18 protein-coding genes and 1 pseudogene are annotated in these 25,480 nt (G+C 64.1%); 8 read left to right on the top strand and 11 right to left on the bottom strand.

All coding sequences use genetic code 11. The annotated features are described in order from the left end of the window. Window positions 1-264, bottom strand: a pseudogene (locus tag EN745_RS08430) (AAA family ATPase); the annotation flags it as partial. After that, window positions 264-878 (bottom strand): dimethylsulfonioproprionate lyase family protein, encoded by a 615-nt coding sequence (locus EN745_RS08425; protein WP_127420998.1) that lies wholly within the window; start codon window positions 876-878, stop codon window positions 264-266. The gene EN745_RS08425 and the pseudogene EN745_RS08430, both read right to left, overlap by 1 nt. A gap of 138 nt (window positions 879-1,016) precedes the next feature. Between EN745_RS08425 and EN745_RS08420 the strand changes: the two genes are divergently transcribed. Both EN745_RS08420 and mmsB read left to right on the top strand, forming a co-directional pair. Continuing rightward, window positions 1,017-2,183 carry an isobutyryl-CoA dehydrogenase gene (locus EN745_RS08420; protein ID WP_127420996.1) on the top strand — a complete coding sequence of 389 codons (1,167 nt, stop codon included), beginning with the start codon at window positions 1,017-1,019 and terminating at the stop codon, window positions 2,181-2,183. Window positions 2,184-2,208: 25 nt separating this feature from the next. Then, a complete protein-coding gene (gene mmsB, locus EN745_RS08415; protein WP_126054120.1) occupies window positions 2,209-3,093 on the top strand; it encodes a 3-hydroxyisobutyrate dehydrogenase in 885 nt (294 codons plus the stop codon). 373 nt (window positions 3,094-3,466) lie between these two features. Here mmsB and EN745_RS08410 read toward each other — a convergent pair whose 3' ends face one another. The 6 genes from EN745_RS08410 to EN745_RS08380 all read right to left on the bottom strand — a co-directional run bounded on the left by EN745_RS08410 (window position 3,467) and on the right by EN745_RS08380 (window position 13,285). After that, entirely contained in the window at window positions 3,467-5,905 is a 2,439-nt protein-coding gene (locus tag EN745_RS08410; RefSeq protein ID WP_127420995.1) for an FAD-dependent oxidoreductase, read from the bottom strand. Between the two features lie 190 nt (window positions 5,906-6,095). Beyond that, entirely contained in the window at window positions 6,096-7,475 is a 1,380-nt protein-coding gene (locus EN745_RS08405; protein ID WP_126054118.1) for an aspartate aminotransferase family protein, read from the bottom strand. 241 nt (window positions 7,476-7,716) lie between these two features. Next, window positions 7,717-9,810, bottom strand: coding sequence for a prolyl oligopeptidase family protein (locus tag EN745_RS08395; protein ID WP_127420994.1), 2,094 nt, complete (start codon window positions 9,808-9,810; stop codon window positions 7,717-7,719). A gap of 105 nt (window positions 9,811-9,915) precedes the next feature. Beyond that, entirely contained in the window at window positions 9,916-11,076 is a 1,161-nt protein-coding gene (locus tag EN745_RS08390) for an MFS transporter (RefSeq protein WP_127420993.1), read from the bottom strand. Window positions 11,077-11,098: 22 nt separating this feature from the next. Further along, window positions 11,099-11,269: a hypothetical protein gene (locus EN745_RS36870; protein WP_245455449.1), complete on the bottom strand. Its 171-nt coding sequence runs from the start codon at window positions 11,267-11,269 to the stop codon at window positions 11,099-11,101. Window positions 11,270-11,377: 108 nt separating this feature from the next. Beyond that, a complete protein-coding gene (locus EN745_RS08380) occupies window positions 11,378-13,285 on the bottom strand; it encodes a phospholipase D-like domain-containing protein (protein WP_127420992.1) in 1,908 nt (635 codons plus the stop codon). A gap of 203 nt (window positions 13,286-13,488) precedes the next feature. Between EN745_RS08380 and EN745_RS08375 the strand changes: the two genes are divergently transcribed. From EN745_RS08375 to EN745_RS08360, 4 genes are all read left to right on the top strand, one after another. Then, window positions 13,489-15,066 carry a trimethylamine methyltransferase family protein gene (locus tag EN745_RS08375; RefSeq protein ID WP_127399854.1) on the top strand — a complete coding sequence of 526 codons (1,578 nt, stop codon included), beginning with the start codon at window positions 13,489-13,491 and terminating at the stop codon, window positions 15,064-15,066. Between the two features lie 86 nt (window positions 15,067-15,152). Then, entirely contained in the window at window positions 15,153-17,723 is a 2,571-nt protein-coding gene (locus EN745_RS08370; protein ID WP_127420991.1) for an FAD-dependent oxidoreductase, read from the top strand. Window positions 17,724-17,737: 14 nt separating this feature from the next. Then, window positions 17,738-19,327: a glycosyltransferase family 39 protein gene (locus tag EN745_RS08365; RefSeq protein ID WP_245487666.1), complete on the top strand. Its 1,590-nt coding sequence runs from the start codon at window positions 17,738-17,740 to the stop codon at window positions 19,325-19,327. A 19-nt stretch (window positions 19,328-19,346) separates the two neighbouring features. Then, window positions 19,347-20,699 (top strand): Xaa-Pro peptidase family protein, encoded by a 1,353-nt coding sequence (locus tag EN745_RS08360; protein WP_127420990.1) that lies wholly within the window; start codon window positions 19,347-19,349, stop codon window positions 20,697-20,699. Here EN745_RS08360 and EN745_RS08355 read toward each other — a convergent pair. Next, a complete protein-coding gene (locus EN745_RS08355) occupies window positions 20,669-21,502 on the bottom strand; it encodes a PhnD/SsuA/transferrin family substrate-binding protein (RefSeq protein ID WP_127420989.1) in 834 nt (277 codons plus the stop codon). The genes EN745_RS08360 and EN745_RS08355 overlap by 31 nt on opposite strands. Window positions 21,503-21,594: 92 nt before the next feature. Next, complete coding sequence (locus EN745_RS08350; RefSeq protein WP_127420988.1) at window positions 21,595-22,605, bottom strand: fatty acid desaturase; 1,011 nt, start codon at window positions 22,603-22,605, stop codon at window positions 21,595-21,597. Window positions 22,606-22,832: 227 nt separating this feature from the next. On the opposite strand from EN745_RS08350, the gene EN745_RS08345 reads away from it, so the two are divergent. Then, complete coding sequence (locus tag EN745_RS08345) at window positions 22,833-23,675, top strand: helix-turn-helix transcriptional regulator (protein WP_127420987.1); 843 nt, start codon at window positions 22,833-22,835, stop codon at window positions 23,673-23,675. Window positions 23,676-23,853: 178 nt separating this feature from the next. Further along, window positions 23,854-24,870: a betaine--homocysteine S-methyltransferase gene (gene bmt / locus EN745_RS08340; RefSeq protein WP_126054108.1), complete on the top strand. Its 1,017-nt coding sequence runs from the start codon at window positions 23,854-23,856 to the stop codon at window positions 24,868-24,870. An 18-nt stretch (window positions 24,871-24,888) separates the two neighbouring features. Here the strand turns inward: bmt and EN745_RS08335 are convergent, their stop codons facing one another. Beyond that, window positions 24,889-25,176: a hypothetical protein gene (locus tag EN745_RS08335; protein ID WP_126054107.1), complete on the bottom strand. Its 288-nt coding sequence runs from the start codon at window positions 25,174-25,176 to the stop codon at window positions 24,889-24,891. Window positions 25,177-25,480 lie beyond the last annotated feature (304 nt).

Genomic DNA, 25,480 nt, shown 5'->3' with positions numbered 1-25,480 from the left:
CTTGAGCAGCACCGGGTTCATGTGAACGGTCGGCGCCACGCCGCAGGCGATCGCTTGCAGCCATTGCGCGCGGCCTATCTCGCCGCCGCTGGCCTTGTTGTCGCCGGGAATGTCAGCGACGGCGGCATTGTTCGACATGTTCTGCGGCTTGAACGGCCGCACCTTCAGCCCGCGCATCTTCGCCGCGCGGCAGAGCCCCGCCACCAGCACGCTCTTGCCGACATCGGAGCCGGTGCCTTGCAGCATGATCGCTTTGGCAGCCATCAGCCCCTGCCCTGCGCCACGGTGCCCGGGATTGTCGACTTCTGCGCCAGCGGCCCGCCACGCCAGATGTAGAGCGCCAGCAGCGGCTCCTTGCCCGTGCGCATGGCATGGCTGACATTCGAACGGTGATGGATCACCTCGCCCGCCTCGCGAACATGGAAACCGCTTTCGCCCTTGTGCCACTCCGTACCGCCGGTCAGCGGAATGTAGATCTCCTCGGCAATGTGATGGTGGTCGGGATAGACGATCGCGGGTCCGAGGATCAGCAGGCCGGCCGCGACCTCGTCATTGACGAAATGGCCGCGCGTGCCGAAAACCTCCAGCCAGCCGTAATTGTCCAGGAACGCCCGGCCGAAATCCGAGACTTTGTAGGTCTGGCCCCAGCGCAGATCGCCGCGATGCTCCGCCACGAATCGCGCCAGGGGTCGGATGTCCGGCGGCGCGAGTTCGGCGATGCGATCGAGATGGCGCAGGCAGGCGAGCCGACGCGGCTCCAGCGGACGCACCGGCATGCCCCAATCGATGCGGGCGACGGCGTCGCTGACCAGAGCGCTGTCCACGGTCCTGAGATAGGCGTGGAAACGATCGAGCAGTTCGTCGAAGACTGTCGTCACGCCATGCTCCGTTGGTCGATCCATGCATAGCCGCTCCGCGACCGGGCGGGTTGCGCGGCGGCATCATTGGTCTAGATTGAATGGCGCGCAAAGCCAAAAACGACAGGCCAGAAGGCCTAAAACGACAGGGAGCACGCCATGGACGCCGCGGTCGATGCGAGCACCAGCCAATTCGAACTCACCGAGGAGCAGCGCGCCATCCAGGAGATGGCCGAGGCCTTCGCCGCCAACCGCGTCGCGCCGAACGCGCTCGACTGGGACCGTGCGAAACATTTCCCGGCCGACGTGATTCGCGAAACCGGGCCGCTCGGCCTCGGCGGCATCTATGTCCGCGACGACGTTGGCGGTTCGGCCCTCGGGCGGCTCGATGCCGTGCTGATCTTCGAGGCGCTCGCCCGCGCCGATCCGGCATTTTCCTCCTTCATCTCGATCCACAACATGGCGGCGTCGATGATCGACCGCTTCGGCAGCGAGGAGCAGCGCCAGCGTTTCCTGCCGATGCTGACCTCGATGGAATGGCTGGCGAGCTATTGCCTGACCGAGCCGGGCTCCGGCTCGGATGCCGCGGCGCTGAAGACGCGCGCGGTGAAAAGCGGCGGCGACTATGTGCTGAACGGCGCCAAGCAGTTCATCTCCGGCGCCGGCGACAGCGACCTCTATGTCGTCATGGCCCGCACCGGCGCCGACGGACCGAAAGGCATCTCGACCTTCGTCGTGCCCAAGGATGCACCAGGCCTCTCCTTCGGCGCCAACGAGCACAAGATGGGCTGGCACATGCAGTCGACCCGCCAGGTCATCTTCGAGGATTGCAAGGTGCCGGTCGAGAACCTGCTGGCCACGGAAGGCGCAGGCTTCGGCATCGCCATGGCCGGCCTCGACGGCGGCCGGCTGAACATCGCCGCCTGCTCGCTCGGCGGCGCGCAGTCGGCGCTCGACAAGGCTTTATCCTATACAGGCGAGCGCAAGGCCTTCGGCTCGAAGATCAACCAGTTCCAGGCGCTGCAGTTCAGGCTGGCCGACATGGAGACCGAGTTGCAGGCGGCGCGCATCTTCCTCTACGCCGCCGCTTCGAAGCTCGACCGCAAGGCGCCCGACGCCGGCAAATGGTCGGCGATGGCCAAGCGCTTCGTCACCGATGTCGGCTTCGACGTCGCCAACGAGGCGCTGCAGTTGCATGGCGGCTATGGCTATCTGCACGATTACGGCGTCGAGAAACTGGTGCGCGACCTGCGCGTCCACCAGATCCTCGAAGGCACTAACGAGATCATGCGCGTCATCATCGCACGCGCGCTGATCGGGCGCTGAACCAGACAATTTCGGGAGAAAAACGATGGCAACCATCGCCTTCATCGGCTTGGGTAATATGGGCAATCCGATGGCCGCCAACCTGGTCAAGGCCGGGCATTCTGTGCACGGCTTCGACCTGGTGCCGGAGAACCTCACCGTCGCCAAGGAGCACGGCGTGACCGTCATGGCCAACGCCCCTGCCGCGGTGAAGGACGCCGATGTCGTCATAACCATGCTGCCTGCCGGCAAGCATGTGCTGTCGGTCTATGAGGACATCGCGCCCAAGGCGAAGAAAGGCGCGCTGTTCATCGACTCTTCCACCATCGACGTCGAATCGGCGCGCAAGGCCCACGCTATCGCCAGCAAGCACGGCCTGCTGTCGATCGACGCGCCGGTCTCGGGCGGCACAGGCGGCGCCACCGCCGGCACGTTGACCTTTATGGCCGGCGGCTCGAAGGACGCCTTCGCCAAGGCCGAGCCGGCCCTGAAGCCGATGGCTGGCCGCATCGTCCATTGCGGCGACGACGGCGCCGGACAGGCGGCCAAGATCTGCAACAACATGATCCTCGGCATCTCGATGATCGGCGTCGCCGAAGCCTTCGTGCTGGCGGAAAAGCTCGGACTGTCGCACCAGGCGCTGTTCGACGTCGCCTCGACCTCGTCGGGCCAATGCTGGTCACTCACCACATATTGCCCGGTGCCAGGGCCGGTGCCGGCCTCGCCCGCCAACCGCGACTACAAGCCGGGCTTCGCCGCCGCCCTCATGCTGAAGGATTTGAAGCTGTCGCAGGAGGCAGCGCAAGGCGCCGGCGCGGTGACGCCGCTCGGGGCCGGGGCGACGCAGCTCTACGCGCTGTTCAACGCGCAGGGAAATGCCGGCGCCGATTTTTCCGGCATTATAAATTTCCTACGCGGCAATCAGGCATAACGCCCTGCTTTCACAGGCTTATTAGCGAGTTTTTTCGGTCAGAAACCGGCAAATTTAGATTTGCTTAAGGTCTCGATAACCGGCCGGTAACGATGTGCCTATAAAACGGACTGCGAGGCGGACATATCGCATCCGCCCGGCGCTCCGGATCAGGTCTCGCGTACCGGAGCCCGTAAGTTTCGCAAGTCGCTTGTAGCGAAACGCCATGCGTATCTGGCAAAGCCGCGTTCCCGATGGGACGCGGTTTTTGCGTTTTGCACCGCCTGTATTTCGATTGCCGCGGTCGGAATTAGCGCGTGGTCTTCGTTGCCAGAGCCCGGCGTACGGCGATCTTGGGATCGCCTATCAGTCCGACATTCCTGCCCGGGGATGCTTACATGCGCCCGCGCAGGCCTTCCGGATCGTAGGGCGAGTCGGCAATCACCTTTGCCGAGCGGCGCTCGCCAAGGATTGAAACTTCCAGTTCGGTGCCGGGCGCGGCGAGTTCGAGAGGCAGCAGCGCAAGTGCGATGTCGTGACAAAAACTATAGGAATAGCCTGCCGAGGTGACATGGCCGACGAGCTCGCCATCGCGGTAAACACCCTCGAAGGCGAAAGCGCTGGCACCGTCGGTATCGATCGACAGAGTGGCGATCCGGCGTCCCGTCCCCTGCTTCTGTTTCGCGACCAGCGCCGCCCGGCCGATGAAGTCCCCCTTGTCGAGGCTGACGAAGCGGTCAAGACCGCTTTCCCAGGCCGACAGTTCGGGATTCATGTCGCGGTACATGGCCCGGTAGGACTTGTCGAGACGCAGGGACTCCAGTGCTTGAAGTCCAACCGGTCTGAGCCCGTGCGCCTCGCCCGACGCCAGAAGCGCGTCCAGCAGATGCCGCTGATAACAGAGCGGATGATAGAGCTCCCATCCCAGTTCGCCTGAGTAGTTGACGCGCAGCAGGCGCACGTCGCTGGCCAGGCCGACGGTCCCGGACCGCACGCTGAACCATGGGAAGGCCTCGTTGGAGAGATCGACTTCCGTCAGCGGCTGCAATACCTCCCGCGCCTTCGGTCCAACGATTGTGAAGCTGCCGCGATCGTCGGTGACATTGCGAAGCTGCACGTTGCCGCTCTGCGGCAGCAGCCGGCTCAAGTCGTCAAAATTGCAGCGCTCGGCGCGCGGCGTCGATATGAGGTAGAACAGACCGTTCTGCAGCCGCGCCACCACATACTCGGCCTGCACGCCACCGGCCCGCGTCAGGTGATGGGCAAGGGCGACACGACCGGGACGAGGCAGCTTGTTGGCAAGGATTCCGTCGAGCCAGGCCTCGGTGCCTGGGCCGCTGACCTCGAACTTGGTCATCGGCGTCATCTCGACCAGCCCCACGGCCTGACGGACGGCGTGGACTTCCTCGGCGACGTGGTTGCCTTTGGGGGTCCAGCGCCAGCCATAGATGTTTCGCGCTTCGACACCCGCGGGCGCGAACCAGCTCGGCATCTCCCAGCCGTTCAACACGTCCCATACCGCGCCGAGCTGGCTCAGGCGATCGTAGGACGGTGCCGTTTTCTGTGGTCGCGCCGCCGGCATGTCCTGGCCTGGATAGTGCTGTACCGCGTGCGTACCCCAGGCTTCCCTGACTTTTGCCCGGGTCCAGTTCTTGTTGGCATAGTGGCCAAAGCGGCGGGGATCGAGCTCCGCCGTATCGATGCTGTTGCCGCCCTCCACGATCCGCTCGGAAAGGTAATAGCCGATAGCTCCGCCCCAGAGGATGCCCCCTGGCACGCCTTCGGCGAGCCAGACATTCTCAAGGCCCCAGGCCTGTCCCATCAGCGGCAGTTCATCGGCCGTCATCTGGAAAGGTCCCCGCACATTCCGCTTGATGCCCGCGCGCCCCAGCGCGGGGACCAATTCGCTGGCACGCTCCCAGTTCCAGGAAACAGCGTCGAAATCCTCATCGAGCAAATCGGCGCCGAACCATTCCGGGACGCCGTTTTCGGCGAACAGCTTGAGCTGTTCCGTGCGCTCATAGGGACCGAACAGCAGCCCATCCCCCTCTTCGCGCAGATAGCCCTCGTAGCCCTCGTCCCTGAGGATCGGCATTTCCGGTAGGCCCAGCCGTTTGCGCTCCACAATCTCTGGAACCGCCTCGGTGATCCAGTACTGATGGACGATCGGGATCGCCGGAATGTCCAGACCCAGCATGGCGCCGGTCTGGCGCGCATAGTTGCCCGTAGCAAGGATGACGTGCTCGCAGAGGATGTCGCCGCGCGATGTGTTGACCTTCCACTCGCCGCCCGGCATCCGCTCGAACCCAACAACTTCGGTGTCGAGATGGACCTTCGCGCCGAGGTCGCGTGCGCCCTTGGCCATCGCCTGGGTGACATCCGCGGGTGCAATGTGGCCATCGTCGGGGTGGTAAAGGGCACCCAGCATGTCCTTGTTGTCGAGCAGCGGCCAGATCTCGCGCGCCTCCGCCGGCGATACGATCCGGGCCCGCAGACCCTGGACCTCAGCGACATCCATATAGCTCTTGTACTCGTCGAGCCGGTCGCGCGTGTTGGCAATGCGCAGCTGGCCGCATTTGTGCCAGCCGACACTCTGGCCCGTCTCGGCTTCCAGGCCCTCATAGATCTCAATCGACCTGGCGATCATGCGGCCGACGTTGCGGCTGCGCGCGTAGGACGGAATGAGCCCTGCGGCATGCCATGTCGAGCCGGCGGTAAGCTGCGTCCTCTCCAGCAATGCCACATCGGTCCAGCCGCGTTTCGCCAGGCCATAAAGAATGCCTGTGCCCACGCAGCCGCCACCGACCACGACCGCACGAAAGGAACTCACCATACACGCCTGCCCTTGCATGAAATTGCCGTTGGTTCACATGAACCCTGGCGCATACTGTCAGACGGCATCCGGCTTTTCAGCACATTTCCTGGGCTGGGACACGGCAGTACGGCCCGGCCGTTGGTCCACGATCGCGACTAACGCCCAAGAGAAGCCGGGCGCCGTCGCTGGCGACGCCCGGCTGTTTCGTTCAGCGCTTGCGCAAATCCGCTTCGGCGAGATCGAGTGCCCTGGCGATGCGGTCGCAGGCCATGTCGACCGTCTCGCGCGTCCAGATCAGCGGCGGCGACAGGATCATCGTGTCGCCGGTGGCGCGCAGCATCATGCCTTGGGCGATCGCATGGTCGCGCACGACGACGGCAGCACTTCCCGACGGCAGGTAACGCTCCTTCGTCGCCTTGTCCTTGACGATCTCGATCGCCCCCATCAGTCCGATCGAGCGCACCTCGCCGACCAGATTGTGCCCGGCGATGCGCTCCTGCAGCACCTGGGCGAAGTAGGGACCGGTGTCGTTCCTGACCCGCTCGACCAGGCCTTCGCGCTCGATGATCTCGAGGTTCTTCAGCGCCACGGCGCAGGCCACGGGGTGACCGGAATAGGTGTAGCCGTGATAGAACTCGCCGCCCTTCTCGACCAGCGTCGCACTGATGCGGTCGCCGACCAGCAGCGCCGACAGCGGCTGGTAGCCGGACGTCAGCGCCTTGGCCGTTGTGATGGTGTCGGGCTCGACGCCGAAGGTCTGCGCCGCGAACCATTCGCCGGTGCGGCCATAGCCGGTGATCACCTCGTCGAGCATCAGGAGCACGTCGTACTTGCGGCAGATGCGTTGCACTTCCGGCCAGTAGCTCAGCGGCGGGATCTTCACCCCGCCGGCACCCATCACCGGCTCGCCGATGAAGGCGGCCACCTTGTCGGCGCCGGCCTCGAGGATGGCGTCCTCGACGGCCTTGGCCGCGCGCAGGCCGAAATCATGGTCGCTTTCGCCGGGCAGCGCGAGTTCGTAGGCATAGGGCATCATCACATGGACGATGTTGGGAACGGCGCCGCCGAGCTGCTTGTGCATCGGCTCCATGCCGCCGAGCGAGGTGCCGGCAATGGTCGAACCGTGATAGCCCATCTTGCGCGAGATGACGCGGTTCTTCTCCGGCTTGCCCTCGAGCGCCCAGTAGTGACGGACGAGCCTGAGCGCCGTGTCGTTGGCCTCCGAGCCGGACGAGCCGTAGAACACTTGGCCGACGTGCTTCGGCGCCAGTTCCGCCAGCTTCTTCGACAACAGCACAGGCGTCGGCGTCGAGCATTTGAAGAAGGAGTTGTAGTAGGGCAGCTCCTTCATCTGGGCATAGCCGGCCTCGGCCAGCTCATTGCGGCCATAGCCGACATTGACGCACCACAGGCCGGCCATGCCGTCGAGGATCTCGGTGCCCTCGGCATCATAGATGAACGGCCCGTCGGCACGGGTGATGATGCGCGAGCCGATCTCGCGCAGTTCCTTGTGGTCGGTGAACGGGTGAAGGTGATGCGCGGCGTCGATCTGCTGAAGCTGCTTCAGCGAATAGTTCTGATAGGTCATGGATTTGATCTTTCCTCTGGAATCAATCCGGCAAATGCCGGGGCTGGATTCGTCAGAGACAGGCGGGCGGCGAATAGCCGATGCGGGCGCAAAGCCTGAGCAGCTCAGCACGAAGCGTGCGCGGTGACGGCGTCACCGCAACCCCGAAGGCGCCTGATGTCTTCGTGCAAGCCATGGCGGCACCTTAAGCCGCCCTTGGCCTTGAATTCAAGCCGTGGCAGGTTTTCGAAAGTGCATCGGATTATCCGAAAACCGGTTTCCCCTTTTCCGTCCGATGCTCCAGCGCCCGCTGCAGGAAGACATAGCGCATCGCCGTTTGCGCCGCTTGAGGACGACGATCGCCGCGCCCGCCATGTCCGCCTTCCGTTTCCTCGAAGAACAGCGTCCTGCCGTGGCCGGCCTCCTGCAGGCGCGCCGCCATCTTGCGGGCATGGCCGGGATGGACGCGGTCGTCCGCGGTTGAGGTCATCAGCAGAACCGGCGGATAGTCGCCACCCACTTTGACATGTTGATAGGGCGAGTAGGCCGCCAGCCATGCCGCCTCTTCCGGCTTCGAGGGATCGCCATATTCGGCGATCCACGAAGCCCCGGGCGGCAGTTCAGTGTAGCGCAGCATGTCGAGCAGCGGCACGTCGATGATGACGGCCCCGAACAGTTCCGGACGCTGGATCAGTGACGTGCCGGTCAGCAGGCCGCCGTTTGAGCCACCCTGGATCCCGAGCTGCGCCGCCGTCGTGATGCCGCGCTTGACGAGATCCTCTGCCACCGCGGCGAAATCGTCGAAGGCGTTCTGACGGTTACCCTTGAGCGCCGCCTGGTGCCAGGCCGGGCCGAACTCGCCGCCGCCGCGTATGTTGGCTTGCACATAGGCGTTGCCCTTCTCCAGCCAGAGCCGGCCGCGCACGCCGGCATAGCCCGGCAGCAGCGGCACTTCGAAGCCACCATAGCCGTAAAGCAGCGTCGGCACAGGTCCGCTCTGGTCGCGCCGCCTGACGACGAAGTACGGGACCATCGTGCCGTCCCTGGAGCGCGCCTCGAACTGTTCGGAGATGAAGGGCGAGGCATCGAAGCGCGCCGGCTGCGCCTTCACTGTCTTCAGCGTCTCGCCGTCGTCGTCCGACCAGATGATCGAGCTCGGCGTCAGGAAATCGGTGAAGGAGAACGAGACACTGGCGCCGAAATGCTCCGCATGGCTGATGCCAACATTGCCGTTTTCGGGCAGACCGACTGGCTTCAGCGACCAGCTTTTTCCCGTCCGGTCGCAAGCGACGACTTTACCGCGCACATTGTCCATCAGGTTGATGAACAGCCGCTGATCGGTGCGGGCCAACCCAGCGATCGAAACGCGAGGCGCCGGCGCGAGTACGGTTTCGACCGGTCCCAGCACGCTGGTGTCGATCCAACGTCCGAAATCCAGTGAGTAAAGCCCATCGGGCAGGCAGCGTGTGCCGTCCGGCGCCGTCCACGGGCTGCGCACGCCGAAGACGAGTTGTCCGTGGAAGATCGCGGTGTCGGTCGCGTCGTCTGGCAGCGGGATGCGTTGGTTCTCGCCGGAAGCGAGCCGCAGGAAGCTGTGCGAGGAGAAGAAGTCGATGGTGCGGGCCAGGAACAGATGCCGCCTGTTGCCGTCGATCTCGACCCCGCCGCCAGCCGCAAGATCCTGCTTGTCGGCCTCGAAGATCGGCGTGGCGTCTTCAAGCCTGGTGCCGCGCTTCCACAGCTTGACCACGCGCGGATAGCCGGACTGCGTCTTGTCGTCCTCCTCGAAGGCCGCCGAGACGATGACGGTGCCCTCATCCAGCCAGGAAAAACCCGACTTCGAGGCGGGCGCACGAAAACCGCCTTCGACGAAGGACTTCGCGGCGATGTCGAATTCGCGCATTTCACTGGCATCGCCGCCATCCGGCGACATGCTCACCAGGCAGCGGTTGAAATCCGGGTAAAGCCGGCTCGCACCGCTGAACACCCATTTGACGCCCTCTTTGGCCGAGAGCACATCGAAATCGATGATCGTCTCCCATTCGGGCTTTTCGGTCTTGTAGGAAGCGACCGTCGAGCGGCGCCACAGGCCGAGCACGTTGGTCTTGTCCTGCCAGAAATTGTAGACGTGGCCGTTGATCGCGGTCCCGACCGCGATGTTGTCCTCGGCCGTCATCAGGTCGAGCGCGGTTTCGAACGAAGCCTGGTAGCCGGGATCGCCCTGGAGTTCGGCAACCGTCAGCCCGTTCTGGGCGTGCACCCAGTCGAGCGCCCCCTTGCCATTTCGGTCTTCCAGCCAAAGGAAGGAATCTCCAGCGGCCGGTTCAGTCTGGCCTTTTGTGATGGTTTGGGTCACGCACGGTCTCCGAAAGCTTGTCAGGCGGCCTCGCCTACATCGCGTCACGGACGCTCACATTCAAGATGGCAATGACAGCTTGTCGCGACGAACGCGGCTTTTCCTTCACATCACGCGCCGGCGCAGAACGGTCGCCACCGCCAGTGCGGCACAGATCGCTCCGAGAGTGGCCGGCAGGCCGGACGCGCCGCTGATATCCATGACGCCGCCGGTGAGTGGCGGCACCAGGATGCCGCCGACGCCCCACATCAGCGAGAAGGCGGCGTTGCCGGCGACCAGCGCCGAGCCGGTGAAGCGCTCGCCGAGCTCGATGATCGACATCGTGTAGATGCCGTAGGAAACCGCGCCCCAGATGAACACGCAGGGCCAGATCAAAGGCGTCTCGATCAGCAGCGGCAGCAGCACGCAGCCGAGCACGGTCAGCGACACACACAGGAAGCGCACCAGGCGCGCCGTCAGTCTTTCGGCCAGCAGGCCGAGCGGCACCTGCATGGCGATGTTGCCGGCGATCATCGCCGACAGCAGCGCCGACATGCTGGCCTCGGCAATGCCGTAGTGGGTGCCGTAGACCGGCAGCAGCGCCAGCACCGCCTGCTCGAAGCCGGCGGCCACGACCACGGCGGCGAGCAGCAGCCATGCCTTCGGCATGAAGCCCATCACCGAAACCTGGTGTCCGGCCTCGTCGACCTTGGGCAGACGCTGAAGCACCAGCGCCAGGCAGCCGCCGCAGAAGACAAACGCGGAGATGCCGACCAGGAATGGCGGCCAGCCCTCGGTGCCGACCGCAAGCAGGCAAAGCGGACCGGCGGCGAAGCCGGCCGAGATGACGGTCGAATAGACGCCCATGACGCGGCCGCGGCGCGACGGCGGCGCCAGCGCGATCACCCAGATTTCGCTGAGAACATAGAGCGGGTTGGTGACGACGCCGATCAGGAAGCGCAGCGGGAACCACAGATAGACGTTCTGCGTCCAGCCGACCAAAGCCAGCGCGAGCGCGGAAAGCGCGGCGCAGGTAAGTGCTGTCCGCCCTGGGCCGAAACGGCGCGCCAGCGCCGGGATCATCGGCGAGGACAGGATGAAGCCGATCGGCGTCATCGCCGCCGAAAGGCCGATCATCGCCGGCGAGATGCCCTGGCGCTGCAGGATGAAGCTGAGCAGCGGGTAGCTTAAACCTTGCGCTATGGCGAAGACCGAGACGGTCGCGATCACGCCGGTGATCGCCGCCCATTGCATCGTCTCGTCGCTGTTCGTTTCCGCAGCGCTCATGGCCCTTCCTCCGCCGTCAGCCTTAGCGGTTCGGCTGAACAGCCGTAACCCCCTCGCCCGCGAAAACCGCTTGCTCCAGCCAAACCCTGTCAGGAACTTCGCGGCTGGCCGACCTGTAGAGCGCAACACCCACCAGCAGCGCATCGAGCCCGACGATCACCGCCGGCAGGCCAAGCGGGCCGATTGCCTGCATCAGCGCCCCGCCGCCGGGCGGGTCGACAATGCCGCCGGCGCCGACGTCAGCGAGAAGGCGGCATTGCCGGCCAACGGCCACTGCGCATGGAAGGCACGCGGACAAAGGCTACGGGAAATAGCGGGCGATCGCCCCCTTCTTGCCGTCGGCATAGGGCTTCAGCCACTTGTCGTCGATGGAAATCCCGTCGTCGGCCGAAGGCCCCTTTCCGATTGTCCGGCGCCAGGCGCGGAACTTGTAATGGTCGAAGACGTCGAGCATGTGCACCGCATAAGCCGCGGCAAAGGTTTTGTCGCCTTCGACGATGACCAGGTTCTCGTCATTTTCGTACGACGCCTTGTAGCCAAGGTTGTGGCTGCCGGTGATGACGGTGGCATTGTCCTCCATCGGATCGATGATGACGATCTTGTCGTGCACGATGGCGTGGCCAACGGTCAGCACCTCCGCCTGGAAATCGCGGGCGACTGTGGCGCCGGTCAGGTTTGCCGCCCTGACGATCGAGACGTTCGGCGCCTCCCAGACCTTCTCCGGATAGACGAAGGGCGACTTGCCGTCCTTGTTCGATTTGTGAGTCACCGGATCCTTGGTCGCCGCGACATAGTTGGGCATGGCGGTCTCGTCGCTGATCGCACCCTGCACGATCAGCTTCGGATCTGCATTCGCCGCCGCGACCGCCTGGTCAACGATCGAGTTCTCGCCGAGCCGCGACGGATTGAACACGAGGAAGAGCACCGCGCGCTTCGCCGCCTTGATGCGGGCGAAGACGTCCGCGAGGTCGACCGGGCGCACCGAGATATCCTTCTTGCTACGCTCGGGATCGTTCGGCGAAAACCACACCGTCATGCCGTCCAGCGGTGCCGAGGCGCCGTTCAGCGGGTTCGAAATGTGGTTTTCCGCGCGAAACGGCACGCCCTGCTTTTGCGCCACATGTCCGGCGGCACTTTCGCTCGCCGGCGGTGGGAAGACGTCGGCCTTCATGCGCTCCCAATAGGCATTGAACACTTCCGCAATCGCCGGGTCGTCGCGGATGAAGGCGTTGTTGGATTGCCCGCAGATGCCGGTCGAGGTCCAGTTTGTGCTGCCGGTCATCAGCGCCTGCGGATTGCCCTGGGCATCGCGGTAGACGGCGAACTTGTTGTGGCCGATATGGTTATTGTTGAACAGGCGGTCCGTCACCGTGACGCCAGCGTCGCGCAGGCGTTTCCTGAACGGCGCGTTACCGAAATCCCAGGCCTTCGTCTGGTCGTCTTTGCCCGAATTGGCAAGAATGACCTCGACGAGATCCTTGGCGGCGACGATCGCGTCGCACAATTCGTCGTCGCCAAGCTCATAGAGCGCGAGCCTGACGGTGCCGCCTTCGGCCTTGGCCCGCTTCATCAGGCTGGTCAGCACATCAGGCACATCGCCATGCAGATAGGCGCGTATCTTGCTCGCCGGGTTCTGCAGCTCCGCCCTGATCTTGTCGCGCTGCCCGACCTTGATGCCGGCTTCCGCCAGTGCGCGCGACATCCACTGCGTCGACAAAACACCATTGGTGAAGGCGACCCGCGCCTTGCCGAACATCTGTCCGAGGAAGATCGGCGGGCCGACGGCGCCCTGGCCGAGATAGCCGAGCGGCCGCGGCGTTCCGGCATAGGCAGGTTTGCCGTCCACCACCTGGTCCGGACGCACCGGCACCGGTTCGAGTCCCGGTTTCATGTCGCCAACCGGGCGCACGCGATAGGCGATCATCTCGCCTTCCGGCCTCAGATCGATGCTGTCGCGGCGCCGGCGCACCGTGAGGTCGCGCCAGAAGGTCTTCTGCACCGGCCACACGCCGGTGTCCTGGGGTATCCACCTTGGATTGCGCTGTCCCTTGAACGGCACCCACGCCGCCAGGCAGCGCTCCTCCCCGGTGTCGGGATAGAGGCGGACGATCTCGAAGCCGAGGCAGCCCGGGATCATCCCGTCAATATCCCACGCCAGGAACGCGACCTCGTTGTTGGTCGCCGCACGCACTTTGATGACATCAGGCATCGCTACCCCCTCGAGATGCTCGGCGCACAAGTATAGCGGAAGTAAAAGACGGAACTGTAACAGGCTTCACGTTGCGGGACGGCAGGCGATCGGATGCCCTTCCGTCATGTCGCTTCCCTAATCCTAGTGGTCGCCGCCTCCTTACCCGCGGCATTGGCGGCGGTCCATTATGCCGCTCACTTTCGCATCCCATGAGGCTTTTCATGACCGCTGCCCTCCCCCCCGCCGAACCGGCACTGGCAACCGATCGCGCCCGCCGTGGCGGCCGCGCGGGCAAGCGCGCCGGCGGCTCGGCTGCGTTCGAGCAGCCGCCCTTCCGGCAGCTGAGGAATCCGCTCACGCCGACCAGGCTGGTTTCCGACGACGAATTGGAATCGATCCACCTCGCTTCACTGCGGGTCTTGAAGGAGATCGGCGTCGACGTGCTGCATGACGAAGCGCGCCGCATCATGAAGGAACATGGAGCTGATGTGACCGCGGGCAGCGAGCGGGTGCGCTTCGACAGCGACCTAATCCTCGAATTGATCTCGCACTGCCCGTCGGAATTCACGCTGCATGCCCGCAACCCGGCGCACAATGTGCGCTTCGGCGGCAACAACGTGATCCTCTCGATGATGGCCTCGGCGCCCAACTGCTCCGATCTCGACCGCGGCCGCCGGCCGGGCAACCAGGCCGACTACCGCAACTTCCTGCGCCTGGCGCAGATGCACAACATCCTCAACTGCACCGGCGGCTATCCGGTCGAGCCGATCGACATCCACCCCTCGGTCCGGCACCTGGAATGCATCCGCGACCTCGCCATGCTGACCGACAAGGTGTTCCACGTCTATTCGCTCGGCAAGGAGCGCAATGTCGACGGCATCGAGATCGCCAGGATCGCGCGCGGCGTCAGCCATGAGCAGATGCTGGAAGAGCCTTCCGTCTTCACCATCATCAACACCAACTCGCCACTCAAGCTCGACGTGCCGATGATGGAAGGCATCATCCAGATGTCGAGCAAAGGCCAGGTCGTCATCGTCACGCCGTTCACGCTGTCGGGCGCGATGGCGCCTGTCACCATCGCCGGCGCGCTGGTGCAGCAGAATGCGGAAGCGCTATCAGGCATCGCGTTTGCGCAGATGGTGAAGACAGGCGCGCCGGTCGGCTATGGCGGCTTCACCTCCAATGTCGACATGAAGTCGGGCGCGCCGGCCTTCGGCACGCCCGAATACATGAAGGCGCAGCTCGTCGGCGGCCAGCTCGCCCGCCGCTACAACATCCCCTACCGCACCTCCAACACCTGCGCTGCCAACACGGTCGACGCACAGGCCGCCTACGAAAGCGTCTTTTCGCTGTGGGGCGCCATCCAGGGCGGCGGCAATCTGATGATGCACGGGGCCGGCTGGCTCGAGGGCGGCCTGCGCTGCTCCTACGAAAAGACCATCCTCGACATCGACCTGCTGCAGATGGTGGCCGAGTTCCTGACCCCGCTCGACCTGTCCGAGGACGCGCTCGGCTTCGACGCCATCCAGTCGGTCGGCCCGGGCGGCCACTTCTTCGGCACCCAGCACACGCAGGACCGCTACAAGACCGCCTTCTACTCGCCAATCCTCTCCGACTGGCGCAATTTCGAAAGCTGGACGGAAGCCGGTTCGCCAACGGCGCTCGAAAAGGCCAACCGGGTCTGGAAGGAGCGGCTGGCGTCCTACGAAGAACCCTATATGGACCCGGCGACCCGCGAAGAACTCAACGACTTCGTCGAGAAACGCCGCGCCGAAGGCGGCGCCCCGACCGATTTTTGATTTTCTGCGCGCCAATCGGTGCGCCGGTCAATGTCTGGCGGCGCGCCGAAACATGATTCAATCTCTTCAAACACGGACCTATCTTCATGAAATCTCACGTCAAAGCGGTTGTCATCGGCGGCGGTGTTGTTGGCTGCTCGGTGCTCTACCATCTGGCCAAGGCCGGCTGGACCGACATCATGCTGATCGAGCGTTCGGAACTGACCTCGGGCTCCTCCTGGCATGCGGCGGGCGGCTTTCACACGCTGAACGGCGACCCCAACGTCGCCAAGCTGCAGGCCTATACGGTGCAGCTCTACAAGGAGATCGAGGAGCTTTCCGGCCAGTCCTGCTCGCTGCACCTCACCGGCGGCGTGATGATGGCGGATACGCCTGAGCGCATGGACTTTCTGCGGCTCGCCCACGCCAAGGGCCGCTATCTCGGCATGGACACCGAGCTGATCACGCCGTCGGAAGCCAAGGCGATGTTCCCGCTGATGGACGACAAGAACTTCGTCGGCGCCATGTGGGATCCGGTCGAAGGCCATCTCGACCCGTCCGGCACGACCATCGCCTATTCGAAGGCCGCGAAGAAGCTTGGCGCTGAGATCGTGCTGCGCAACCGTGTCGTCGACCTGACGCAGCAGCCGGACGGCACCTGGAACGTCGTTACCGAACAGGGCACGGTCCACGCCGAGCACGTCGTCAACTGCGGTGGCCTGTGGGCGCGCGAGATCGGCCGCATGGTCGGCGTCGAGCTGCCGGTGCTGGCGATGGAGCATATGTACCTGCTCACCGAGCCGATGCCGGAGGTCGAGGAGTTCAACAAGTCGACTGGCCGCGAGATGATCGGCGTGCTCGATTTCAAGGGCGAGATCTATACCCGCCAGGAGCGCAACGGCATCCTGCTCGGCACCTATGAAAAGGCCTGCAAGCCGTGGTCGCCGGTCAACACGCCCTGGGATTTCGGCCATGAACTCTTGCAGCCCGACATCGATCGCATCGCGCCGTCGCTGGAGATCGGCTTCAAGCATTTCCCCGGCATCGAGAAGGCCGGCATCAAGCAGATCATCAATGGCCCCTTCACCTTCGCGCTCGACGGCAACCCGCTGGTAGGCCCGGTGCAGGGCCTGACCAATTTCTGGTGCGCCTGCGCCGTGATGGCCGGCTTCAGCCAGGGCGGCGGCGTCGGCCTCGCGCTCTCCAACTGGATGGTGCATGGCGATCCGGGCTTCGACGTCTGGGGCATGGATGTGGCCCGCTTCGGCGAATGGGCGAGCCTGCGGTACACCAATGCCAAGGTGCGCGAGAATTATTCGCGCCGCTTCTCGATCCGCTTCCCGAACGAAGAGTTGCCCGCCGCCCGCCCCGCGCAGACGACGCCGCTCTACGACACCATGCTCGCCAACAACGCCGTCATGGGCGACTCGTGGGGCTTGGAAACCCCGCTCTGGTTCGCCCCGAAGGGTACCGAGCCCAAGGACATCGTCTCCTTCCATCGCTCCAACGACTTCGGCCCGATCGGCGAGGAGGTGCGCGCCACGCGTGAGAAGGTCGGCGTCACCGAGATCGCCAACTTCGCCAAATACGAAGTCTCCGGACCGTCGGCCGAGGAATTCCTCAACCGGCTGATGACCAACCGCATGCCGAAGGTTGGCCGCATCGTGCTGACCCCGATGGTCAACGAGTTCGGCAAGCTGATCGGCGACTTCACCATCGCCAAGTCAGGCGAGGACCGCTTCATGATCTGGGGCTCGTCTGCCGCGCAGAAATACCATATGCGCTGGTTCGAGAAGCACCTGCCCAAGGACGGCTCGGTGCGCATCCACCGCTTCGACCAGACACTGGTCGGCCTGTCGATCGCCGGGCCGAAATCTCGCGACCTGCTGCAGAAGCTGGTCGATGTCGACATCTCCACCAAGGCCTTCCGATTCATGGATTTCCGCGAGATGGCCGTCGGCGGCGCGCCCTGCCTGGTAAACCGCATCACCTATACTGGGGACCTCGGCTACGAGATCTGGATGGCGCCCGCCTATCAGCGCCTCGTCTACAAGGCGATCAAGGAAGCTGGCGAGGAGTTCGGCCTCGTCGATTTCGGCATGCGCGCCCTGCTCTCGATGCGCCTTGAAAAGAACTTCCCGACTTGGTTCCGCGAATTGCGCCCGATCTACGGCCCGTTCGAAGGCTCGATGGACCGCTTCATCAAGCTGGAGAAGAACGACTTCATCGGCCGCGAGGCGTCCGCCAGGGAGCTCGCCGAGGGGCCAAAACTGCGCCGGGTCTCCTTCATCGTCGATGCAGCGGATGCGGACGTGATGGGCGACGAGCCGATCTGGGCTAAGGTCAGCAAGGACTACGGTACGGTGGAAAAGCCACATGGCTATGGCGCGCCGCGCTTCGACACCACAGGCAAGGAAGTGCGCGGTTCGCAGGCTGCCGAAGGCGCCTCCGCAGTGCGCGGCATCGCCGATGGCGACTGGCGTGTGGTGGGCTGGGTCACTTCGGGCGGCTATGCGCACTATGTTCAGAAGTCGATGGCGCAGGGCTATGTGCCGGCGGCGTTGGCCGAGGACGAAAGCGCCGGTCTGTTCGAGATCGAGATACTCGGCCACCGCCGTCCGGCCCGCATCAATGTCGAACCGCCCTTCGACCCGAGCGGCGAGAAGATGCGCACTTAAAAGGGCGACAGCGCGTGTTGGATCGTGTAGGTGGCGTTTCGACCAAGCACGGTTCGAGCGGCCGCGATGGGAAGACGACGTCCTTGCAGCATCTAGAGAAATGGACCGACTGGCTTTGCGACGACAAGGCCGGTCCACTCAACGCCGCGCTCGCCTTTGCCGTCATATATTGCCTTGTCCAGGTCGTGGTGATGACGCTGTCGTCGCATTGGGCAGGCACTGGCGTCGGCGTCGATGAATCCGAGCAATTGATGGTGATGCGAGTCCTTGCGGCTGGCTACGGCAGTTCGCAGCCACCGCTCTACACCTGGCTTGCCCACCTGACGGCCTCGCTGGTCGGAACCAACGTCCTCGCCCTGAAGATCGTGAAGTATGGTCTGCTGGCCGGAGGGCTCGCCTCATACTTCACCGCGGTACGTCGGCTAGGCTACTCGAGTCGCGCGGCCGCGGCCGCAATGTTCGGCCTGCTTCTGTTTCCACAGATCATCTGGGAAATGCAGCATGCCCTCACCCACTCGGTCGCCATATTCTGCTTTTCGTCGGTGCTGTTCCTGGCGCTGGTCGAGGTGTTGAAGCGGCGATCCCTCGCCGCCTATGTGCTGTTTGGCCTGGCAACTGCCGCGGCGATGCTCTCGAAATACAACAATGTCGTCTTTATCGCCGCGCTGTTTCTGGCGGCGCTGTCGCTGCGCGAAACCCGCGCGGCGATCTTCGACCGCCGCTTCCCGATCAGCATTATGGTGGCCATCCTTGCCTGTCTGCCGACATTCCACTGGAGCTTCGCGCATCTTGAAGACTTGCTGTTGCATAGCGACGGCTTCGGCGTTGCCGAGGGTGGCAGCGCGGCGGCGACTGCATCGCTCGGCGTGTTCGGGTTGGGCAAGGCGATACTCAACTTCGCCGGGCTTCCGATCGCCGTCTTCGCCGTTGCGTTCTTATTGGCAATCAGGAAATCCGCGCCATCGTCACAGCCCTGGCCGTGGCCCGAGACGCTGGTCTGGCGCGCGTTTGCTCTTGCCTTGCTGATCACGCTGGTGGTGGTGCTGGCGGGCGGCGTAACGCAATTTCGCGATCGTTGGATGCTTCCCGTTTTCGTTTTGCTGCCCGCCGCCCTCGCCATGCGTCTGGATGCCATCGGCGACAGGGGCAGGAAGACGCAAGGTACGATTGTCTTCGCCGGCGCCGTCCTCGCCATCCTCGTGCTGCCGGTAAGCTGGTACATGCAGGTGTACGGCGGAGACAGCCGCGGGCGCATCGTGCGGATGGACTATCATTCGCTGTACAGCCAGCTCATGTCCGACGGGCCGGTTCGCACTGTGATATCCAGCTGGTTCTGGGCCGGCAATTTGCGTCTTGTCGATCCCGATCTCGTCGTGCTCGACGACGAGATACCCGATTTCGCCCCGTCGATCCGCGAACCCGCCGTGCTTGTCCTGGCGGCGGACGACGGCGAGCCGAATTCGGTCATTTTCGACAGGATCGCCAACGCCGGCTATGCGATGGAGACCATCCATCGGCAGGTTGCGGTACCTCAGTTGCTCGGCGGTACGCCCACGACCCGCCAGCTCACGATAACCAGACTCTACAAGATCACGGCGCAATAGCGGCACCAGGAGAGCCCGCATGGAGACGCAACGCTTCGGCCGCCATCGCAAGATCATGCCGTTCGAACCGGATGCGGCCGGCTCCGTCGAGGCGTTGCGCGAAGCCTCCCGCCAGAAGGCGGCCTCGCTCAACCAGCATGTGCTGGGCTACGGGGCGTTCGCCGAGGCCGAGTGGCAGGCGGCCGGCATTGCCGCTCCCGATCTTGCGGCCATACGCGAATACCGGCTCGGCAGAATACGTGCCGAGTTGAAGCGGCGCGACTACGCCGGCGCGCTGCTCTACGATCCCGTCAACATCCGCTACGCGACCGACTCGACCAACATGCAGCTGTGGGTCGCGCACAATCCGACGCGCCACTGTTTCGTCGCCACCGAGGGACCGGTGGTGCTATTCGATTATTTCTCCTGCGAGCACCTGTCCGATCATTCCGGCGTCGTCGACGAGGTGCGGCCGGCGGTGTCGTGGATGTATCTCTACAGCGGCGAGCTGACGTCATTGAAGGTCCGCCGCTGGGCCGCAGGCATCGCCGATCTGGTTGCGCAACATGGCGGCGGCAACCACCGCATCGCGGTCGACCACATCAATCCGGAGGGCGCCGAGGAGCTAGCCCGCCTCGGCGTCAGTATCGGAAATGGCGAGGCAGTGATGGAGAGCGCGCGGCTGATCAAATCGCCGGACGAGATCCTCGCCATGCGCCGCTCGATCGTCGCCTGCGAGGCGGCGATGGGCGAGATGGAACGGGCGCTGAAGCCAGGCATTTCCGAAAACGAGCTCTGGGCGGAGCTCCATCGCGGCAACATCGCGCGCGGCGGCGAATGGATCGAGACCAGGCTGCTGTCTTCAGGTCCGCGCACCAATCCGTGGTTCCAGGAGTGCTCGTCGCGCGTCATCAAGGACGGCGATCTCGTCGCCTTCGACACCGACCTGATCGGCCCGTATGGCTTCTGTGCCGACCTCTCGCGCACCTGGCTCTGCGGCGACGGAAAACCGTCGAACGAGCAGCGCGATCTCTTCCGCATCGCCGCCGACCAGATCGCCCACAACACCGAACTGATGCGGCCGGGCATTTCCTTCCGCGAGCTCGTCGAGCGCGCGACGGTGCCGCCCGGCGACTGCTTCCCGACCCGCTACGGCGTGCTCTACCACGGCGTCGGCCTGGCGGACGAATATCCGACGCTGCCGCACGCCAGCGACTGGACCGAGGATACGCCGGACGGCGTGCTCGAACCCGGCATGGTGCTGTGCGTCGAAAGCTACATCGGCCGCCTGGGCGGACGCGAGGGTGTCAAGATCGAGGAGCAAATCCTGATCACCGAGACCGGCAACCGGCAGCTCTCGCGCTATCCCCTCGACGAGCGGCTACTGGGCTGAGCCTGGCTGATATCAGCGATCGCTTCGCGTAACGCCGCTACCGTCTCTGGCGGCGTGGCGCGGGCGGTGATGAACGGCAGGCCTTTGCGCCGCTTGGTCCAGCCGACGACCTTCACTTCTCGCGCGGCCGGCTCGAAGCGTTTGGCCAGCGCCCAGCTCTCGCAGTCGATCGCCGCGACATCGGCCCTGCCCTCGGCAATGGCGACGATCGATGAACGATGCCCGCCGCTCTCGATCTGCGAAGCAAAAATGTCGAGGCTTTCGCCCATCGCCTCCAGGTCGCGCGTCAGCCCGAGCAGTCCGGACATGGAATCCGGATTGTTGAAGGCGAAGCGTTTGCCACGGATGAGATCGAGCGGGATCGAGGCGCTGCCATCAGCCGGCGATGCTACGAACGGCCCGCCGTCCGCCGGCATGACGATGGCGCTGGAATAGAGCTCGCCCTGCCCGCCCTCGATGGCATCGTAGCTCGGCTGGCCGATCACCTGGACGTGGCTCGCGAGCCCCAGTTCCATCGGCCCCCAGCAGGTCTGCCCGAACAGCAGCGCCGGATGCAGCCAGAGCCCGTGGAAATCGAGGTCGCTCGCCGGCAGCGTCGCCGGATCGGGCGCGATGACCTTGCCGGCTGCGTCGCGGATGCCGCCGGGCACCGGCGGCAGGTCGCCATTGCCGCGGACGAGTATCTCCGGCGCGTCGATGCCCTTCTGCCTGATGGCTTCACGCAGCCGCGCCCATTGCGCATCGACCTCGCCCCTCGCCTCGGGCCAGTCATACATCGGCAAGGCCGCAACGAATTCGCTCATGCCTGGATTTGACCGCTGTTCTGGAAAACTGACAAGATCGCGGACGCGAGCCGCCCGCAGCATAGATGCCGCGCGAAACGGCTATGCCGGGATCATTCCTTCGGCGGCTCGGCCGGAACCGGCGCGCTGCCTAGCCCATTGACGTTGCGCGCCCGAACCCGCGGCTTGAATGCCCGGCCCGGCTCCGGCGCGCGCCGCAGCACCGGATGGACGATTGGCTCCTTCGCCTTGAAGGCATGCGCCTTGAGGAGCGCGAAATAGTTCGGGTAGGCATAGCCATTGTTCATCCGCAGCCACTCCTCGCGGCGGTCGCGGAACAGCTTCGGCAGTCTGTACCAGGCAACCGTCGGGCTCTTGTGATGAACGAAATGCAGATTGTTGTTGAGGAACAGGAAGGACAGCGGCGAGCGCTCGATGATCACCGTGCGCCCTTCCGGATGCTCCGACCACTGATGCTCGGCATAGGTGCGGATCGAAATCATCGACTGGCCGAGCCAAACCGGCACCAGGATGTAGAGCCACAGCGGAATGCCGAAGCCGAACGTCACGATCGGCACGACTACGGCAAGGCCGACGGCGTGCAGCAGCCATGCCTTGCGGATCGCCTTGTCGCCGGCAGCAATCTGCTTGGCGTCGTCGATGAAGAAACCGATCGACGACAGCCACGGACCGAGAATGAGCCGGCCTATCATCGTGTTGTTGACCTTCAGCAGGAATTTCATCGCCGGCGGCAACTCCTCATGCATCCAGAGCGCCTGATAATAGCTCTCCGGATCGTCAAGCGGATCAGTCAGCCGCTCGTCGGCATGGTGGCGAAGATGGATCGTCTTGAAGCGGCGGAACGGCCACACCACGCCGATCGGCAGGAAGACAAAGGCTTCATTGATCCGCGCATTGCGTGTCGGATGGCCGTGCAGCACTTCGTGCATCAGCGAGGATTGCAGCGCGGCGGTCAGGGCCAGGGCGCCGAGCGCCAGTATCGGATAGGATGGCCAAAGAAGGAAGCCGGTGGCGAGCCAGGTGCCGTAGCAGAAAAATGCCAGGAATACGGTCGGCCATTCGATAGCCGCTGCACTGCTACGTCTCTTAGTCATGCTTGCCATGCGATCGACCACTGCCCTCCAGTCGCCGGAACCACTTTGATTCCTGACAGCATTGTGTCAGGAGCCTGCCGTTGTCGCAACGCGACAAAGCGCACAAACTGTTGCGAGTGCGCATTTTCAGCCGCATATGTTATACATTGTACACAAACAAAGGATTCATTTACGCCTGAGCCACGTTCAATTCGGCTTCGGCGCAAATTTTTCCTCTCCAAAGCTGGAGCAGCATGATGGACAAGCGCGACCTGTCGACTCTCTTCCGAGATCGCCTGAAATTGCTCTTGACACGCTCGGACCTGAACCAGTCGGCTTTCGCGACAGCGGTCGGCATAGACCGCTCGGCGCTGTCGCAACTGCTCTCCGGGACGTCGACCCGACTGCCCCGCGCGGAGACGCTGCTCAACATCGCCGCCGAGTTCAAAGTGTCGCTCGACTGGCTGCTGGGCCTGAGCCATGACGAAGGCGTCACCGGAGAAATCCGCGAGAGCTTGGAGATCGAGGAGGCGCCCGACGGCTTCGACCGCACGCTGCTCGCCAAATGGCACTCCGAGGCGGCGGGAACGAAAATCCGCTACGTGCCGGCCGGCATTCCGGACCTGCTGCGCACCGAGGCACTGGTCGACTACGAGGCGAACATCACCAACAAGAGCCGCGAGGCGCAGGCGGGCGAGACGCAATACCGCATCGACTATACCAGGCGCCCGGAGACCGACATGGAGGTCTGCATGCCGCGCCACACGCTCGAGATCTTCGCGCGCGGGCTAGGCGTCTGGGACCGCTTTCCCGAGGCCGAGCGCCGCCAGCAGCTTCTACACATGGCGACACTGCTCGATGATCTCTATCCGACCTTCCGCCTGTACCTCTATGACGGGCGCATGCGCTACTCGATCCCCTACACCATCTTCGGGCCCTACCGAGCCGCCATCTATGTCGGCGACATGTATCTGGTGCTGAATGCCACGCAGCCGATCCGCACCTTGACCAGCCATTTCGACAATCTGATCCGCGCCGCCGACATCAATGCGCATGAGGCGGCGAGCTTCGCGCAAAGGCTGGCTGAGGTCCAATTTTGACGGCTGACCGCCGGCTTTGAGATTGACGTCATATAAAGAGTTCTTTATATCCTTATCTCGATAGCAGATTCCGCAAAAGTGCCCTCGCGGTTTTGCGAGCAGAACCTGAAGCAATAGAACAACAAGCAGGCGGAGCGAAGCGAAACCTGCTTGGAACTCCCGGAAGGCGTATGTCATCATGACCAACCCGATCGAGGCATTGCTTGCCGAAAAGGGCGTGCTGCTCGCCGATGGCGCCACCGGCACCAATCTGTTCGCCATGGGCCTGGAAGCCGGCGAAGCGCCGGAGTTGCTGAACGAGACCGCGCCCGACACCATCACCAGCCTGCACCAGAACTTCGTCGATGCTGGCGCCGACATCATCCTGACCAACTCCTTCGGCGGCACCCGCCACCGGCTGAAGCTGCATCATGCCCAGGATCGCGTACATGCGTTGAACAAGCGCGCCGCCGAAATCGCGCGCGCGGTCGCCGACAAGGCTAACCGCAAGGTGATCGTCGCAGGCTCTGTCGGACCGACCGGCGAATTGCTGGTGCCGCTCGGCGCCATGACCTATGACGAGGCGGTAGACGCCTTCGCCGAGCAGATCGAAGGCCTCAAGGCGGGCGGCGCCGAAGTCGCCTGGATCGAGACCATGTCGGCACCGGACGAAATCCGCGCCGCGGCCGAGGCCGCCATCCGCGTCGGCCTGCCCTACACCTATACCGGCTCTTTCGACACCGCCGGCCGCACCATGATGGGCTTGCTGCCGAAGGACATCCACGGTGTCGTCGACGGGCTGTCGCAAGATCCGCTCGGCGTCGGGGCCAATTGCGGCGTCGGCGCGTCCGACATCCTGGCCTCGCTGCTCGACATGACCGAAGCCAGGCCGGAGGCGACGGTGATCGTCAAGGGCAATTGCGGCATCCCGGAATTCCGCGGCACCGAGATCCATTATTCCGGCACGCCGGAACTGATGGCCGACTATGTCAGGCTCGCCGTTGATGCCGGCGCCAAGATCGTCGGCGGCTGCTGCGGCACCTCGTTCCAGCATCTTGCCGCCATGCGCAAGGCGCTCGACGCCCACACCAGATCGAGCCGCCCGACCATCGACACGATCGTCGAGCGCATCGGCCCGATGCGCAACAAGGTGGCGACGCCTAACACCGCCGAGACCAGCGAAGCTCGCCGCGAACGCCGTCGCGGGCGGGCCTGAACCAATCGGCCGTTTCGGCTATTCGCTGTTTTCGGCGTAGCGCGACAGTGCTGTCTTGATGTCGGTGGTGCTGCCGGCGTCGCTGCCCATCGTCACCAATGCGCCGGATGCGCCGGGATCGCTGATCTGCTCCAGCATGACGCGGAAGCGGTCGTTGTTGAGGGCCGACATCGCGGTGGTGCGGGCGGCATCGACATCGCTCTTGATGCGTCGGGATTCCGCCGATGGCGTCGGTGAAACGGTCGCTCCCGGCGCCTGCGCGTTCCTTGCCGCTGGCGTCGAATTCGCGATGAACCTGATCTGCAACTTTGGCCCCCCACAAGCCTGTCTATTAGCTCTTCGTAACAAGAGGGGATTGCGATCATCTTCCCGAAAAACCACGCAATTTAACGATCTGCCGAAATCGGGAGCCGGGTTTGGAATCTGTTTAGATTCAGGTCAGGCCGAGCCGGAGTCGAAGACGGGCGCGAAGCGAACAAACTGGGAGGTCTGAGAACCGCGCGTGAGCACCGCAAGCGCAGGACGACGACGTTTGCAGGCCGCCTTGCCTGAATCTCGACAGATCCTCAAAAAAAGGCCGGCAAGGTTTTCCTTGCCGGCCTGCCTCACC

It is taken from the genome of Mesorhizobium sp. M4A.F.Ca.ET.022.05.2.1 (assembly GCF_003998845.1).
Classification (GTDB): Bacteria; Pseudomonadota; Alphaproteobacteria; order Rhizobiales; family Rhizobiaceae; genus Mesorhizobium.
The sequence above is the reverse complement of the archived record's forward strand: the minus strand, read 5'-3'. Positions and strand labels throughout refer to the sequence as shown.

Excerpts from the sequence above, each read along its gene's own strand:
- EN745_RS08420 (WP_127420996.1), top strand. The coding sequence starts at position 1,017 with ATGGACGCCGCGGTCGATGCGAGCACCAGCCAATTCGAACTCACCGAG.
- mmsB (WP_126054120.1), top strand. The coding sequence starts at position 2,209 with ATGGCAACCATCGCCTTCATCGGCTTGGGTAATATGGGCAATCCGATG.
- EN745_RS08410 (WP_127420995.1), bottom strand. The coding sequence starts at position 5,905 with ATGGTGAGTTCCTTTCGTGCGGTCGTGGTCGGTGGCGGCTGCGTGGGC.
- EN745_RS08405 (WP_126054118.1), bottom strand. The coding sequence starts at position 7,475 with ATGACCTATCAGAACTATTCGCTGAAGCAGCTTCAGCAGATCGACGCC.
- EN745_RS08390 (WP_127420993.1), bottom strand. The coding sequence starts at position 11,076 with ATGAGCGCTGCGGAAACGAACAGCGACGAGACGATGCAATGGGCGGCG.
- EN745_RS36870 (WP_245455449.1), bottom strand. The coding sequence starts at position 11,269 with ATGCAGGCAATCGGCCCGCTTGGCCTGCCGGCGGTGATCGTCGGGCTC.
- EN745_RS08380 (WP_127420992.1), bottom strand. The coding sequence starts at position 13,285 with ATGCCTGATGTCATCAAAGTGCGTGCGGCGACCAACAACGAGGTCGCG.
- EN745_RS08375 (WP_127399854.1), top strand. The coding sequence starts at position 13,489 with ATGACCGCTGCCCTCCCCCCCGCCGAACCGGCACTGGCAACCGATCGC.
- EN745_RS08370 (WP_127420991.1), top strand. The coding sequence starts at position 15,153 with ATGAAATCTCACGTCAAAGCGGTTGTCATCGGCGGCGGTGTTGTTGGC.
- EN745_RS08360 (WP_127420990.1), top strand. The coding sequence starts at position 19,347 with ATGGAGACGCAACGCTTCGGCCGCCATCGCAAGATCATGCCGTTCGAA.
- EN745_RS08355 (WP_127420989.1), bottom strand. The coding sequence starts at position 21,502 with ATGAGCGAATTCGTTGCGGCCTTGCCGATGTATGACTGGCCCGAGGCG.
- EN745_RS08350 (WP_127420988.1), bottom strand. The coding sequence starts at position 22,605 with ATGGCAAGCATGACTAAGAGACGTAGCAGTGCAGCGGCTATCGAATGG.
- EN745_RS08345 (WP_127420987.1), top strand. The coding sequence starts at position 22,833 with ATGGACAAGCGCGACCTGTCGACTCTCTTCCGAGATCGCCTGAAATTG.
- bmt (WP_126054108.1), top strand. The coding sequence starts at position 23,854 with ATGACCAACCCGATCGAGGCATTGCTTGCCGAAAAGGGCGTGCTGCTC.